Origin of the sequence: Streptomyces sp. NPDC052682, assembly GCF_040678435.1 — a bacterium.
In the GTDB taxonomy this organism is placed as follows: Bacteria; Actinomycetota; Actinomycetes; order Streptomycetales; family Streptomycetaceae; genus Streptomyces.
The window spans coordinates 170,533-184,574 of record NZ_JBFATS010000016.1 but is presented as its reverse complement, the minus strand read 5'-3'; the positions used below and the strand labels follow the sequence as shown (position 1 = coordinate 184,574).

The following is a 14,042-nucleotide window of genomic DNA, read 5'->3' as shown; positions in this document are numbered from 1 at the left end:
CACACGAAGGCGCGCGCCTGCCGGCGCGCACGGCCACGGCTCCGCGGAGGGACCTCCCCCACGGCACACGGCCACCGCACGGGACAGCCACCACGACCAAGGCGGGCGGCGCGACCCGCCACCCCACCGCCCACGGAGGGCGACCTCGACGCGCGCGAGCAGCTGCCGGGCACCGGAGGCGACACCCTCGGCGACGCCGCCTCGCCCGGGTCGAGCAGGAGCGCACCGCCGCAGGGAAACCGACCGTCCGTCCCCACCCCACGAGACAGGAACGCCCCCGCCGCCACACACGCGACCACGGCCCTGACCACCGCACGGCACAGCCGGCCGACCCCTGCCCCCACCCGGGCCCCCATCCGGGCCCCGACACGGTCCCGCCCCACCGCCACCCCTCGACCACGCACCCCCGGCCTCCCGGCAACGCGAAGCGGCCGGGTGCGCCGTGTCGGCGTCCCGGCCGCGGCCTGCGGTGAGGGTAAGGAGGAGGAAGAGGGGAGAGTTCCGCTGCTCAGGTCACGTCGTCGTAGCCGTTGACCCGGTCCTTGGTCGTCTGCTCGGGCAGCGCGGGCGTGGTCACGGGCTCGATCTCGCCGATGTCCTCGGGCGTGAGGTCCAGCTCGGAGGCCTCGTCGTCGGCGGGGCCCTCGGCCTCACGGCGGCGCCGGCGGCGGTCGTTCACCAGGGAGAAGGCGACCGCGCCGAAGTACAGGACCCAGATCGGTCCGGCGAGGGCCAGCATCGACAGGGGGTCGGTGCTCGGTGTGGCGACGGCCGCGAAGACCGTGATGCCCATGATCATGCCCCGCCACCAGCTGAGCATGCGGTTGCCCGTCAGCACACCGGTGAGGTTGAGCATGATCAGCAACAGGGGCAGCTCGAACGAGAGGCCGAAGACGATCACCATGCGCGTGACCAGCTGGAGCAGATCGTCAAGCGGCAGCAGGTTGCTGATACTGCCGTTCGGCGTGAAGTCGATCAGCACCTTCGCAGTGGTGGGCAGCACCGCGTACGCGAAGTAGGCGCCCCCGACGAACAGCGGGGCGCCGGTGAACACGAAGGCGTAGGCGTACTTCTTCTCGTGACGGTGCAGTCCGGGGGCGACGAAGGCCCAGAGCTGGTACAGCCAGATCGGCGAGGCGAGCACGATGCCTGCCGTCAGCGAGACCTGCAGGGCCAGCGTGAAGGGAGCGAGCAGGCCGTTGATCGTGATCCGGGCACACTTCTCGGTGGCCTGGGTCCCGTTGGCGAGTTCCGCGAAGCTCTTGTCGCAACCGATCGAGTCCAGGATCGGCTTCGTCAGGAAGTTGATGATGTCGTTGTAGTAGAAGGCGGCTACGACCGTCACCACGACGATGGCCAGCAGGGCCTTCGCGAGCCGGTTGCGGAGCTCACGAAGGTGCTCCGCGAGGGGCATCCGCCCCTCGGGATCCTTCTCCTTCTTGCGGGCAGGCTTCAGCAACCCACGTTCCCATCTCGTACGGCGGGCCGGAGGTCACCGGCCCTCGGTCAGCGCTTGGTCGTGTCCGTCGGCTCCGTGACGGGGCGCGCGCTCGTCACATCGCCCGGGGCGGCCTGGATGGTGCGCTGCGCCGGGGGCTCCTCGTTGGGCGGACCGGCCGGCGTGGTGGAGGTCTTGCCCTCCTCCTTCATCGCCTTGGCCTCGCTCTTGAGGATGCGCGCGGACTTGCCGAGCGACCGCGCCATGTCCGGAAGCTTCTTCGCGCCGAACAGCAGGATGATGACGACGAGGATGAGAATGATCTCGGGGGCTCCGAGCCTTCCGAACATAAGTCTTTACCTTCTCACCGAGGCGGCTGGGGTGGGGGTGCTGTCCGATCGGTCGGACAAGTGTCCGAACGGTCGTGCTGGCAGCGATCGTAACGCTCAGGGGTAAACGTGGGGCAATCCCCGTGCATCCCCTGTGCGTCCTCCCGTCCGCGGCCCGGGCCTCGTTCTCCGGTCCGCGACCAGCAGCGTACCTGGCGGGACCGGCAGGGTGACAGGGCGAAGTGCCCCAAAGCGCCTGTCCCCCACGTCAACGGGCCGGGGCCCCAGGTGCCTCACAGCACGTCGGCCGAGCGGGCCGCGCTCGCCGCCGCCCGTTCCAGGTCCTCGGCCGCCCGGTTGATGCGGCCCGCGGAGTCCGCGACCTGCCTGCCCAGGCGCTGCGCCTCCACGAAGACCCGTACGGCGAACACCCCGAGCACCAGCAGACCCAGGAACCCCACAGCAACCGCGAACATCGCCCAGAACATGACGCCGAGCCTAGACGCTCGCCGGGGGCGCCCTACACCGTGGAGTGCAGGCGCAGGGTCTTCACACCGCCCCCGGTGAGCAGCTCGACGATCCGTTCCCCGGCCGGCTTGCGGACGGACGCGCCGCACTCGGGGCAGGTGAAGGAGTAGAAGGTGGTACGGCTGGTGGCGCCGATGGCGAGGCGCAGCGCGCCCGCGGTCAGCTCGAAGCGTCCCCGGCAGTTCGGGCAGCCCGCCTTGAACACCACCGGCGAGACGCTTCTCATCCCGGCGAACGCGGACGCCACCGTCATGCCCTGCTCACCGGTCGTCGCCGACTCGCTCACAGCCCTCGCTCCCCTTGCTCCGGTCGTTGCCGTCGTCCGCCCGCGGGAGGTCACCCGTCGGTGCGGCTCACTCGCTCCTGCCGCCCGCCCCACCGTGCACAGGCTGAGCCGCGCGGGACTCCTGCGCCTCGACCCCGTCGTACGCCGCCAGTGCCTCGCGGGCCGCCTGCCGGGCGCTCTGGGCGAGCTCGGGCGGCGAGACGATCCGGCCGTCGCGCCCGAGCCGCAGGGCCAGGCGCTTCAGCGACGCCGGGTCGGGGGTCCGCAGGGTGATACGCAGCCCGCCGTCGGGAAGCTCATCCGCACTGTCGTGCGGGTAGTACTCGGCGACCCAGCGCCCGCCCGGGCCGACCTCCACGACGACCTCCGGGTCTTCGGCCGCCGGCTGCACCAGTCCCTCCGACAGGTCGCGCAGCTCGACCTCCGGCGGCGCGGACGGCTCGTCGAGGATCCGGATCTCGGCGACCCGGTCGAGGCGGAAGGTGCGGCGGGCCTCGGAGCGGCGGCACCAGGCCTCGACGTAGGTGTGGCCGACGCTGACCAGGCGGATCGGGTCGATCTCGCGCTCGGTGACCTCGTCCCGCGCGGGCGAGTAGTAGCGGATCCACAGCCGGCGGCGCTCGGCGATGGCCCGGTCCACGTCCGCGAAGACGCCGCCCTCGGACTCGAAGGTGACCGAGAGGCGCGCGCTGGCGCCCGCCGCCTCGCCGGCCGCCGCCTCCACCTTGGCCGTCGCCCGCAGCAGCGCCTGCCGGTCGCTCTCGCGCAGGCCGGGCAGGGTGGCCACGGCCCGGGCGGCGACGAGCAGGGCGGTGGCCTCGTCGGCGGCGAGCCGCAGGGGCTCGGCCGCCTCTGCCGCGAGGGCGGCGGGGTTGTGCCACCAGATGCGTTCGCCGTCGGTGTCGATGTCCAGCAGGTCACCGCCCCGGAAGCTGGTGCCGCACATGGGCAGCACATCCAGGTCGGAGACCAGTTCGTCCTCGGTGATCCCGAAGGCGCGCGCCACGTCGGCGACCCGGGCCCCGGGGCGCTCCCTCAGATAGGTCACCAGGGAGAGCATCCGCCGGGTCTGGTCGATGGCGTTCACGGGCCTGGCCGGTTTGCCTGCCACTGTCTGCTCCGCTCCCCCTCAGCCCTTGGCCACGGCACGCAGCCGGTCCACCACGTCGGCCCGCAGCTCGGCCGGCTCCAGCACGACCACGTCGGGGCCGAACTCCACCAGCCAGGCGTCCAGGCCGTGCCCGTACGGGATCTCCAACTCGTCCCAGCCGTCGCCGAGTTCCCGGACCGAGGTGGCCTTCGCCCGAAGGGGGTATCCCGCGCCCGAACGCAGCCGGATGCGCGCGGAGCGGTCGGCGGTCTCCCCCGCCCAGCTCGCCACCGTCTCCCGGACGGTGACCACGTCGGGCACGGGCGCCGTGTAGCGCCCGCCGCGCGAGCGCACCTTCCCGGTGATCCGGGACAGCCGGAAGACCCGCTCGGCGCCCCGGTCGCGGTCCCAGCCCGCCAGGTACCAGTGGCCGCGCCAGCACTCCAGCGCCCACGGCTCGACGTGCCGCGGCTCGGGCTGGGCGGCGTTGGCCTTGCGGTACTCGAAGACGACCGGGCGGCGGTCGCGGCACGCCAGCATCAGCGGCTCGAAGGCGGCCTCGTGCACGGGGATGCGCGGCTCCAGCGCGCCGTGCGCCTCGTAGGGGTCGACGTCCTCGGGCAGCCCGGCCGCGCGCAGCTTCTGCAGGGCTCCGCTGGCCGCGCCGGCCAGCCGGGCCTGCTGCCAGACCTTGGCGGCCAGGCCGAGCGCCGCTGCTTCCTCGGCGTCGAGGGTGATGGGCGGCAGGCGGTTGGAGTCGCGGCGGGCCAGGTAGCCGATCTCGCCGTCCAGGCTCTCGACGGTCTCGATCACCAGCCCGAGTTCCCGCAGGTCGTCCTTGTCCCGCTCGAACATGCGGTTGAAGGAGTCGTCGGACCCGGCTTCGAGATAGGCCTCGATGGACTCGCGCAGCTCGCGCTTGCTGAGCGGCCGCCGCGTCCCCAGCAGACACAGCGCCAGGTTCATCAGCCGCTCGGCCTTGGCAATGGCCATCGACGCCCTTCGCCTCCCTATGGTGCTTACGAACGATGACCGTACCGCTCACCCGTGGCGCGGCAAAAGCCGAGGGCCCATGCCGGACAGGCATGGGCCCCAGGTGATCGGGTCTGTTCGGACCGTGCTCAGACGCCGAGCAGGTCGACCACGAAGATGAGGGTCTCACCGGGCTTGATCGCCGGGGTCGGGCTCTGGTTGCCGTAGGCGAGGTGGGCGGGGATGGTCAGCTGGCGGCGGCCGCCGACCTTCATGCCCTGCACGCCGAGGTCCCAGCCCTTGATGACCCGGCCGGCGCCCAGCGGGAAGCGGAACGGGGTGCCCCGGTTCCAGCTGGCGTCGAACTCCTCGCCCGTGCTGAAGGCGACGCCCACGTAGTGGACGGTGACGGTCTGGCCCGCCTGGGCGACCGGGCCGTCGCCCTCCCAGATGTCCTTGATCTCGAGGTCCGCCGGGGGCTCGCCGCCCGGGAAGTCGATCTCGGGCTTGTCGATGCTCACTGCATTCTCTCCTTGTTGTGCGACCGCCGCGTGACCGGTGTCACGGACGGTCCGACAGACGCTCGGTTCAGACAGTTCCGAGGATATCCACGACGAAGACCAGCGTGTTCTTGGCCAGCTCGCTGCCGGGGCTGTTGCCGTAGGCGAGGGACGGCGGGATCACCAGCAGCACCCGGTCGCCGACGTTCTTGCCGACCAGGCCCTGGTCCCAGCCGGGCACGACCGAGCCGGTGCCGATCTGGAAGGCGGTGGCGCCGCCGTGGTCCCAGGAGGAGTCGAACTTCTTGCCGTCCTCCCACTTGACCCCGGTGTACTGGGCGATGAGCCCCTGACCGGCCTCGACCTTCTTGCCGGTGCCCTTGATGAGCACCTGCTGCTCGAGCTTCTTGGGCGCCTTGACGCCCTTGGGGATGGTGATGTCCGCGGCCTTCTGCGACGGCGCCTTCACCTCGGGCAGGCCCTGCTCGGCGGCCGCCTGCGTGCCCTTGGCCTCGGCCTTGGCGTCCACCGTGGCGTCGCCGACCGCGTCGACGACCCAGACGAGTACGTCCTTCTCGCTGATGCCGGAGGCGGTGTTCAGCCCCTGCCCGATCAGGTCGCCCGCAGTGCCCTGCACCAGGATCCGGCTGCCGGCCTTCTTCCCCTTCACGGCGTCCAGGACCTTGGCGGGCAGCTGCTGGCTCTGCTTGCCGACCTGCTCGACGGACTGCCGCCGGGGGGTCTTGGCGTCCGCGGAGGGGGTGGCCCAGGTGCCGCCGAGCGGCTGGTCGCTGCCCCACTTCTCGACGGTCCAGTCGAGCCGGACGAAGTCGGACGCCTTGATCTCGGGCCCCTTGCCCGCCGAGACCGTCTTGATCACGGTCTTGTCGGACGGCTTGCCGTCCTTGGGCACGGAGATCTCGGGCTTGTCCCCGAACGTCCCCTTGATCTGGGCGACGCCCGACGCGGAGTCGCCGCCCTTGTCGTCGTCCGCACCGCACGCGGCGGTGAACAGCAGGGCGGGGACGGCCAGGAGCGCCGCGACACGTCGTTTCGTGGTGTAGTTCATCAGTCCAACTGGGGGTCGGGGGCGAGGGCAATGCCCGCCACTCTACGTCGTGCGCGCCCGCCACCCGCGGATACCGCGACACGCCGTCGCCCGGGCGGATTTCCGCCCGGGCGACATCCGGCCCCTGCCGGTCGGCTCACATGCCGGCGATGAGCTTCTCCACCCGGTCGTCCACCGAGCGGAACGGGTCCTTGCACAACACGGTGCGCTGTGCCTGGTCGTTCAGCTTGAGGTGGACCCAGTCGACGGTGAAGTCCCGGCGCTGTTCCTGGGCCCTGCGGATGAAGTCGCCGCGCAGCCGGGCCCGAGTGGTCTGCGGGGGAACGGACTTGCCCTCGAAGATCTTCAAGTCGTTGCAGATCCGGGCGGCTTGGCCCTTCTTCTCGAGCAGGTAGTACAGGCCACGACGACGGTGGATGTCGTGGTAGGCGAGGTCTATCTGGGCGACCCGCGGATGCGACATGGTCATGTTGTGCTTGGCCCGGTACCGCTCGATGAGCTTGTACTTCATGACCCAGTCGATCTCGGTGCCGATACGGTCGAGGTCCTCCGCCTCGATCGCGTCCAGGGTGCGGCCCCACAGCTCCAGCACCTGCTCCACCGTGCCGGTGCGGATGCCGCGGCGCTCGCAGAAGTCCAGCGCCTTCTCGTAGTACTCGCGCTGCACCTCCAGGGCGGAGGCCTCACGGCCGCTGGCCAGGCGGACCTTGCGGCGGCCGGTGATGTCGTGGCTGACCTCGCGGATCGCCCGGATCGGGTTCTCCAGGGTGAGGTCCCGCATCACCGTGCCCGCCTCGATCATGCGCAGCACCAGGTCGGTCGCGCCGACCTTGAGCAGCATGGTCGTCTCGGACATGTTGGAGTCGCCCACGATGACGTGCAGCCGGCGGTAGCGCTCGGCGTCCGCGTGCGGCTCGTCGCGGGTGTTGATGATCGGCCGGGAGCGGGTCGTCGCCGAGGAGACGCCCTCCCAGATGTGCTCGGCCCGCTGGCTGACGCAGTACACGGCGCCGCGCGGCGTCTGCAGCACCTTGCCGGCACCGCACAGCAGCTGCCTGGTCACCAGGAACGGAATCAGGATGTCCGCGAGCCGCGAGAACTCCCCGTGCCGGGCCACCAGATAGTTCTCGTGGCATCCGTAGGAGTTGCCCGCCGAATCGGTGTTGTTCTTGAAGAGGTAGACGTCGCCCGCGATTCCCTCCTCGTGCAGGCGTCGTTCCGCGTCTACCAGGAGTCCTTCCAGAATGCGCTCGCCGGCCTTGTCGTGGGTGACCAGTTCGATCACGTTGTCACATTCGGGGGTGGCGTATTCCGGATGTGACCCCACGTCGAGATAGAGGCGGGCACCGTTGCGCAGAAAGACATTGCTGCTGCGGCCCCATGACACGACACGGCGGAAGAGGTACCGCGCCACCTCGTCAGGCGACAGGCGGCGCTGTCCCCTGAACGTGCACGTGACGCCGTACTCGTTCTCCAGCCCGAAAATGCGGCGGTCCATGAGTGAACATTACGCCCGATCCCCCGAGCTGAAACGGGGTTCGAGGGCACGGTTCGGATCATTTTCCGAACCGGCGGCAACCACCGCTGTTCGCGCGGGAGCTGCGAGTACCCGTCCTGTCGCCGTCAAAACCAGGAGGGACACGGCTCCCGCGGCCCACGGCACGGCGAATCCCCAGCGGGCTCCGCCGGCCTCGACGACCGGGCCCGCGATCCCCGTACCCGCGGAGTGACCCACCGTGAACGTCGTCACCAGCCAGGAGAACGCCTCGGTGACCGTGCCGCGCGGCGCGTGCCGGTCGACCAGCACGAACGCGCAGGCGATGGACGGTGCGAGGAAGACCCCGGCGAGCACGGTGAGCGCCACCATGGCCACCGCGCCCGGCATCAGCATCAGCGGCAGATAACAGACCGCCAGAAGGGCCACCAGGATCCGCAGTCGCCGCGCGGGCTCACCGGCCCACTGCCGCGCCCCGTAGAAGGTGCCGCCGACGAGCGCGCCGAGCCCCAGGGCGGCCATCAGCCAGCCGTACACCACGTCACCGCCGTGGGTGTCCGCGTACGGCACCGCGGCGACGGTGATGGACCCGAGCGCGATCCCGATGAACAGGAACGCGGCCAGCAGCGCCAGCATCCCCGCCGAGCGCAGGGCGCCCAGCCAGTGCGCCTCGCGCGGCGCCGACCGCCAGGCCCGGGAGGGCGCCGAGACGACCACGGAGAGCGCGCCGAGCACGCCCACGGCGTTCACCACGAGCAGGGCGGCCTGCGCCGACCACAGCGACACGCACAGCGTCACCAGCAGCGGCCCGACGGTGAACATCACCTCCTGGGCCACGGCGTCCATGGCGTACGCCGTGTGCACCTGCTCCTCGCGGCGCAGCACCGAGGGCCACAGGGCCCGCAGTCCGCCCTCCAGGGGCGGCGTGAAGAGCCCGGCGGCGGCCACGGCGGCGTAGGCGACCAGCAGCGGCCCGATCCCCGCCACGGCGAAGACGGCCATCGCCAGGCCTGCGGCGACCGCCGCGGGCAGTTGCACCCGCGGCTGCCCGTGCAGGTCCACCAGCCTGCCCAGCACCGGCTGACCGACGGCGTTGGCGACGCCGTACACGGCCGCGAGAGCGCCGGCGAGGCTGTAGGAGCCTCCCTCCGCGCGCACGAACAGCAGGATCGCGATGGCCGCCGTCGCGTTGGGCAGCCGGCCCACCAGCGTGCCGACGAGCAGCCGGGCGGCGTGCCGCGCCCGGAGGATCTCCAGGTATCCCGTGGCCATCCCCAGCCCCTTCGCTCGTCCGCGCCGCCTTGCGGGGCCCGCGGAGGTTTTACGTATAACGAACGCTTCCATACGTACCATGGCCGCTGTTCGCAGTCCATACGCGTCAGGGATTCCCACGAAGGAGCACGCCCACGGTGGCACGAGGCAGCACCCGACCGACCAGCCGGGACGTCGCCCAGGCCGCCGGCGTCTCCCAGGCAGCGGTCTCCCTGGTGCTGGGCGACAAGTGGCGCGGCCGTGTCTCGGAGGCCACCGCGGAGCGCGTCCGCTCGGCCGCCCGGGACCTGGGCTACCGCCCGAACCTGGCGGCCCGCAATCTGCGCCTGGGCCGCACCCGTACGGTCCTGCTCGTCGTCCCGGCCCTGACCACCGAGTTCTTCGCCGGCGTCTACACGGGTGCGGCCCGGGTGGCCGCCGCCCACGGGTTCGGCGTGGTGCTCTATCCCTCCCCGGAGGGCATCGGCCCGGCCCGCGACCCCTTCGCCTCCGCGCAGGCCGCCCTGGACGGCGTCATCGCCTCCTCCATGGCCGCCGACGCGCTCACCGCGATCCGCGGCGACCAGCTGCCCCTGGTGATGCTGGACAGCGACCCGGAGGGCAGCCTGGGCGCCGCGACGGTCAACCTGGACATCGCCGACGGCGTACGCCAGGTCGCCGAGCACCTGCTCACCCTGGGCCACCGCCGCTTCCTGCACCTGGCGGCGGACGTGCCGTCGTGGACCTTCGAGGTACGCGCGCGGGAGCTGGCCGCCCGGCTCGGCCGGGTGCCGGGGACCTGCGTCCGCACGGCCCGGACGCCCCTCACCCTCCAGGGCGCCGTCACGGCCACGGCGGCCGCGCTCACGGCCCCTGGCCCCCTGCCCACTGCCCTGGTGTGCGACGACGACATCCTCGCGGCCGGCGCCTACAAGGCGATCCGCCGCCTCGGCCTGCGCGTCCCCGACGACATCTCCGTCACCGGCGTCGACGACCTGGCCCTGGCCGGCGCCATCGACCCCGAGCTGACCACGGTCCGCCTGGACGCGGAGCTGTTCGGCGAACGTGGCATGCAGGCCCTGCTCGCCGTCCTGGAGGGCCGCACTCCGCAGGCCGGGGACATCCCGGTCCGGCTCGTCGTACGGGGCTCCACGGCCGCTCCACCAGGCTAGGACGGCAAGGCGCGCGCCCCGGCCGTGAGGCGTGCGACCGGGGCGCGAAGCGTGGCGTGGGAGCGCGCGGCTAGGCGCCGTCGCCCGAGGTCTCCGCCTCCGAGGGCGCCGAACCGCCGCCCGCTTCCAGCAGCCGGGACAGCTGCGCTCCCGTGATGCGCTTGAACTTGCGCTTCTGGGGACGCGTACGGTCCAGCACGGCGACCTCCAGCCGCTCCGCGGGGATCTCCCGCTCGCTGCCGTTGGTGTCGCGGGAGAGGGCCTGCACGGCCAGCTTCAGGGCCTCGGCCAGCGTCATGCCGTCCCGGTGGCGCTGGTCCAGGTAGCTGCTGATCTGCTCGGCGTTGCCGCCCACCGCCACCGAGCCGTGCTCGTCGACGATGGAACCGTCGTGCGGCAGCCGGTAGATCTGGTCGCCCTCCGGCGTCTCGCCGACCTCGGCCACGACCAGCTCGACCTCGTACGGCTTCTCGCCGGCGCTGGAGAAGATCGTGCCCAGCGTCTGGGCGTAGACGTTGGCCAGGCCGCGGGCGGTCACATCGCCCCTGTCGTAGGTGTAGCCCCGCAGGTCGGCGTAGCGCACACCGCCGATGCGCAGGTTCTCGTACTCGTTGTACTTGCCGGCGGCCGCGAAGCCGATCCGGTCGTAGATCTCGCTGAACTTGTGCAGCGCGCGGGACGGGTTCTCCCCGACGAACACGATGCCGTCGGCGTACTGCAGCACGACCAGGCTGCGACCACGGGCGATGCCCTTGCGGGCGTATTCCGCCCGGTCGGCCATGGCCTGCTGGGGTGAGACATAGAACGGCGTCGACACCGGTTATCCGTCCCTTTCTGTGGAAATCACTGGACCACCTGACAACACAAGAGCGCCCGCCGCCTACAGCAGCGCGGCCCGCGGACCGTCGGGCTGCTCCAGACGCCGCTCCAGGACGGAGCGGGCGATCTGCGACGCCTCGTCCTCGGAGAGCCGGCGGAAGCCGTCCTCGGTGATCACGGTGATGATCGGATAGATCCGGCGGGCGACATCGGGACCACCGGTCGCCGAGTCGTCGTCGGCCGCGTCGTACAGCGCCTGGACCACCAGGGTCGTGGCGTCCGACTCGCTCAGGTCGTCGCGGAAGAGCTTCTTCATCGCGCCGCGGGCGAAGATCGAACCGGAGCCGGTGGCCGCGTAGCCCTGCTCCTCGGAACGTCCGCCCGTCACGTCGTACGAGAAGATCCGGCCCTTGCCCCGGTCCACGTCGTACCCCGCGAACAGCGGCACCACGGCCAGGCCCTGCATGGCCATGCCGAGATTGGAGCGGATCATGGTCGACAGGCGGTTGGCCTTGCCCTCCAGCGACAGCTGCATGCCTTCGACCTTCTCGAAGTGCTCGAGCTCCAGCTGGAACAGTTTGACCATCTCCACGGCCAGGCCCGCCGTACCGGCGATGCCCACCGCCGAGTACTCGTCGGCCGGGAACACCTTCTCGATGTCGCGCTGCGCGATGACGTTGCCCATGGTGGCCCGCCGGTCACCGGCGAGCACCACGCCGCCGGGGAAGGTCACGGCGACGATCGTCGTGCCGTGCGGCGCCTCCACGACGCCCTTGACGGGCGGCAGCTTCCGGTTGCCGGGCAGCAGTTCGGGCTGGTGCTCGGAGAGGAAGTCCATGAATGAGGAGGATCCTGGCGTCAGGAAGGCAGCCGGTAGACGCCCGGTGCTACGAGTGTTGGCTTCCACGCGTTTCCTTCCAGGTAGGCCGGCAGCTCGGCGCGCAGCATCGGGATCGTCCCTCAACAGGCCGAGGCCGGAATTGCAGTTGAAGCACAGTACGCCACGGACCCTACCCCTGTCGGGGGAGTGATCCACCTGCGCGGCCGGGGGCCTTTGGGCAGATCACGGGGTGTGTCGTGGGAGGGCTGCGCGCGGCGTGCTCGCAGCCCGCCGCGCGCAGTACCTCAGCCCGGGTCGTCCGTTACGGCCCCGCCTTGGACACCTTCGATGTGAAGGGAGGGCGGGCTTACTGGCCACCCTTCTGAACGAAGGAGCGCACGAAGTCCTCGGCATTCTCCTCGAGGACGTCGTCGATCTCGTCCAGGACGGAGTCCACGTCGTCCGACAGCTTCTCGTGCCGTTCCTTGAGGTCCTCCGACGCCTGCGCCTCAGGCGCCTGCTCCTCGACCTCCTCGGTGGACCGGGTGGCCTTCTGCTGTCCGCCGCCGGTGTCCTTGGTCGCCATATCCCTCACCCCGCTCGGTTCGCCCGACACAGTTGCTCGGTCAAGATCAGACCCTACTCGCCGGGTCTGACAGTGGCCCCGCAGTTTCTCCAACGTACGGGGACCACCTCGATGATTCCCGGACGGGGGGATTTCCACCCTGTCCGGGAGAGGTCTGCCGAGTACCCCCTCAGCCGCCGGACAGGACTCTGACCAGGTCTTCGGCCGTCCGGCAGCGGTCCAGGAGCTCCTTGACGTGATTACGCGTTCCGCGAAGCGGTTCCAGGGTTGGAACGCGCTGCAGGGAGTCCCGGCCCGGCAGGTCGAAGATCACCGAGTCCCAGGAGGCCGCGGCGACGTCGTCGGCGTACTGCTCCAGGCAGCGGCCCCGGAAGTACGCGCGCGTGTCCTCAGGAGGCTGCGTACGCGCCCGCTCGACCTCGGCCTCGTCCAGCAGCCGCTTCATGCGCCCGCGGGCCACCAGACGGTTGTACAGGCCCTTCTCGGGGCGTACGTCGGCGTACTGGAGGTCCACCAGGTGCAGCCGGGCGGCGTCCCAGTCGAGGTTGTCGCGGCGCCGGTAGCCCTCCATCAGCTCCCGCTTGGCGACCCAGTCCAGCTCGCCGGCCAGGCTCATCGGGTCGTTCTCCAGGCGGGTGAGGGTGTCCTCCCAGCGGGACAGGACGTCCTTGGTCTGCTCGTCGGCGTCCTCCCCGAACCGCTCCTCGACGTACTTGCGCGCCAGCTCGTAGTACTCCATCTGCAGCTGCACGGCCGTGAGCGTCCGGCCGCTGCGCAGCGTGACCAGGCGCTTCAGGGACGGGTCGTGCGAGACCTGGTGGAGGGTGCGCACGGGCTGGTCGACGGCCAGGTCCACGGCGATGAAGCCGTCCTCGATCATGGACAGGACCAGGGCGGTCGTGCCGAGCTTGAGGTACGTCGAGATCTCCGAGAGGTTCGCGTCGCCGATGATCACGTGCAGGCGGCGGTACTTCTCGGCGTCCGCGTGCGGCTCGTCGCGGGTGTTGATGATCGGGCGCTTGAGCGTGGTCTCCAGGCCGACCTCGACCTCGAAGTAGTCCGCGCGCTGGCTGAGCTGGAAGCCGTGCTCGTGGCCGTCCTGGCCGATGCCGACGCGACCGGCGCCGGCGAAGACCTGGCGGGAGACGAAGAACGGCGTCAGGTGGCGCACGATGTCCGAGAACGGGGTCTCCCGCTTCATCAGGTAGTTCTCGTGCGTGCCGTAGGACGCGCCCTTGTTGTCGGTGTTGTTCTTGTACAGGTGGATCGGCTGGGCACCGGGAAGCTGCGCGGCCCGCTCCGCCGCCTCCGCCATGATCCGCTCGCCGGCCTTGTCCCACAGGACGGCGTCCCGGGGGTTGGTGACCTCGGGCGCGCTGTACTCCGGATGGGCGTGGTCGACGTAGAGCCGTGCTCCGTTGGTGAGGATCACGTTGGCCAGGCCGATGTCCTCGTCGGTGAGCTGGCTGGCGTCGGCGGCCTCGCGGGCGAGGTCGAAGCCCCGGGCGTCCCGCAGCGGATTCTCCTCCTCGAAGTCCCAGCGGGCCCGGCGGGCCCGGTGCATCGCCGCCGCGTAGGCGTTGACGATCTGGGACGAGGTGAGCATGGCATTGGCGTTGGGGTGGCCGGGGACGGAGATGCCGTACTCCGTCTCGATGCCCATTACTCGCCGTACGGTCATGCGGCC

15 protein-coding genes and 1 pseudogene are annotated in these 14,042 nt (G+C 71.0%); 1 reads left to right on the top strand and 15 read right to left on the bottom strand.

Going from position 1 to position 14,042, the window contains the following annotated elements; genetic code table 11:
- Positions 1-508 precede the first annotated feature (508 nt).
- The 10 genes from tatC to AB0K80_RS24905 all read right to left on the bottom strand — a co-directional run bounded on the left by tatC (position 509) and on the right by AB0K80_RS24905 (position 8,979).
- Positions 509-1,459 (bottom strand): twin-arginine translocase subunit TatC, encoded by a 951-nt coding sequence (tatC, locus tag AB0K80_RS24950; RefSeq protein ID WP_365673181.1) that lies wholly within the window; start codon positions 1,457-1,459, stop codon positions 509-511.
- A 47-nt stretch (positions 1,460-1,506) separates the two neighbouring features.
- On the bottom strand, positions 1,507-1,788 hold the full coding sequence (gene tatA, locus AB0K80_RS24945) for a Sec-independent protein translocase subunit TatA (RefSeq protein WP_365673179.1): 282 nt from the start codon (positions 1,786-1,788) through the stop codon (positions 1,507-1,509).
- Between the two features lie 272 nt (positions 1,789-2,060).
- A complete protein-coding gene (locus AB0K80_RS24940; RefSeq protein ID WP_365673176.1) occupies positions 2,061-2,255 on the bottom strand; it encodes a hypothetical protein in 195 nt (64 codons plus the stop codon).
- 32 nt (positions 2,256-2,287) lie between these two features.
- Positions 2,288-2,581 (bottom strand): hypothetical protein, encoded by a 294-nt coding sequence (locus AB0K80_RS24935; RefSeq protein ID WP_365673174.1) that lies wholly within the window; start codon positions 2,579-2,581, stop codon positions 2,288-2,290.
- Positions 2,582-2,648: 67 nt separating this feature from the next.
- Positions 2,649-3,692 (bottom strand): WYL domain-containing protein, encoded by a 1,044-nt coding sequence (locus tag AB0K80_RS24930; protein ID WP_365673173.1) that lies wholly within the window; start codon positions 3,690-3,692, stop codon positions 2,649-2,651.
- An 18-nt stretch (positions 3,693-3,710) separates the two neighbouring features.
- A complete protein-coding gene (locus AB0K80_RS24925) occupies positions 3,711-4,664 on the bottom strand; it encodes a WYL domain-containing protein (RefSeq protein ID WP_365673171.1) in 954 nt (317 codons plus the stop codon).
- A gap of 128 nt (positions 4,665-4,792) precedes the next feature.
- Positions 4,793-5,164, bottom strand: a complete 372-nt coding sequence (locus tag AB0K80_RS24920; protein WP_344603289.1) for an FKBP-type peptidyl-prolyl cis-trans isomerase — start codon at positions 5,162-5,164, stop codon at positions 4,793-4,795.
- Between the two features lie 67 nt (positions 5,165-5,231).
- On the bottom strand, positions 5,232-6,212 hold the full coding sequence (locus tag AB0K80_RS24915; protein ID WP_365673169.1) for an FKBP-type peptidyl-prolyl cis-trans isomerase: 981 nt from the start codon (positions 6,210-6,212) through the stop codon (positions 5,232-5,234).
- 136 nt (positions 6,213-6,348) lie between these two features.
- The gene (gene pafA, locus AB0K80_RS24910; RefSeq protein ID WP_365673167.1) at positions 6,349-7,710 is read right to left on the bottom strand and encodes a Pup--protein ligase; all 1,362 of its coding nucleotides are present in this window, start codon (positions 7,708-7,710) and stop codon (positions 6,349-6,351) included.
- A gap of 9 nt (positions 7,711-7,719) precedes the next feature.
- The gene (locus AB0K80_RS24905) at positions 7,720-8,979 is read right to left on the bottom strand and encodes an MFS transporter (protein ID WP_365673165.1); all 1,260 of its coding nucleotides are present in this window, start codon (positions 8,977-8,979) and stop codon (positions 7,720-7,722) included.
- A 137-nt stretch (positions 8,980-9,116) separates the two neighbouring features.
- On the opposite strand from AB0K80_RS24905, the gene AB0K80_RS24900 reads away from it, so the two are divergent.
- Complete coding sequence (locus tag AB0K80_RS24900) at positions 9,117-10,130, top strand: LacI family DNA-binding transcriptional regulator (protein WP_365673163.1); 1,014 nt, start codon at positions 9,117-9,119, stop codon at positions 10,128-10,130.
- A 70-nt stretch (positions 10,131-10,200) separates the two neighbouring features.
- Here AB0K80_RS24900 and prcA read toward each other — a convergent pair whose 3' ends face one another.
- From prcA to dop, 5 genes and pseudogenes are all read right to left on the bottom strand, one after another.
- The gene (gene prcA / locus AB0K80_RS24895) at positions 10,201-10,947 is read right to left on the bottom strand and encodes a proteasome subunit alpha (protein WP_365673161.1); all 747 of its coding nucleotides are present in this window, start codon (positions 10,945-10,947) and stop codon (positions 10,201-10,203) included.
- A gap of 63 nt (positions 10,948-11,010) precedes the next feature.
- The gene (gene prcB, locus AB0K80_RS24890) at positions 11,011-11,856 is read right to left on the bottom strand and encodes a proteasome subunit beta (protein ID WP_365673159.1); all 846 of its coding nucleotides are present in this window, start codon (positions 11,854-11,856) and stop codon (positions 11,011-11,013) included.
- Positions 11,808-11,964, bottom strand: a pseudogene (locus AB0K80_RS24885) (endonuclease domain-containing protein); the annotation flags it as partial. The gene prcB and the pseudogene AB0K80_RS24885, both read right to left, overlap by 49 nt.
- A gap of 172 nt (positions 11,965-12,136) precedes the next feature.
- A complete protein-coding gene (locus AB0K80_RS24880; protein ID WP_071265979.1) occupies positions 12,137-12,355 on the bottom strand; it encodes a ubiquitin-like protein Pup in 219 nt (72 codons plus the stop codon).
- A 169-nt stretch (positions 12,356-12,524) separates the two neighbouring features.
- Positions 12,525-14,036, bottom strand: coding sequence for a depupylase/deamidase Dop (gene dop, locus AB0K80_RS24875; protein WP_365673157.1), 1,512 nt, complete (start codon positions 14,034-14,036; stop codon positions 12,525-12,527).
- Between the last annotated feature and the right edge of the window lie 6 nt (positions 14,037-14,042).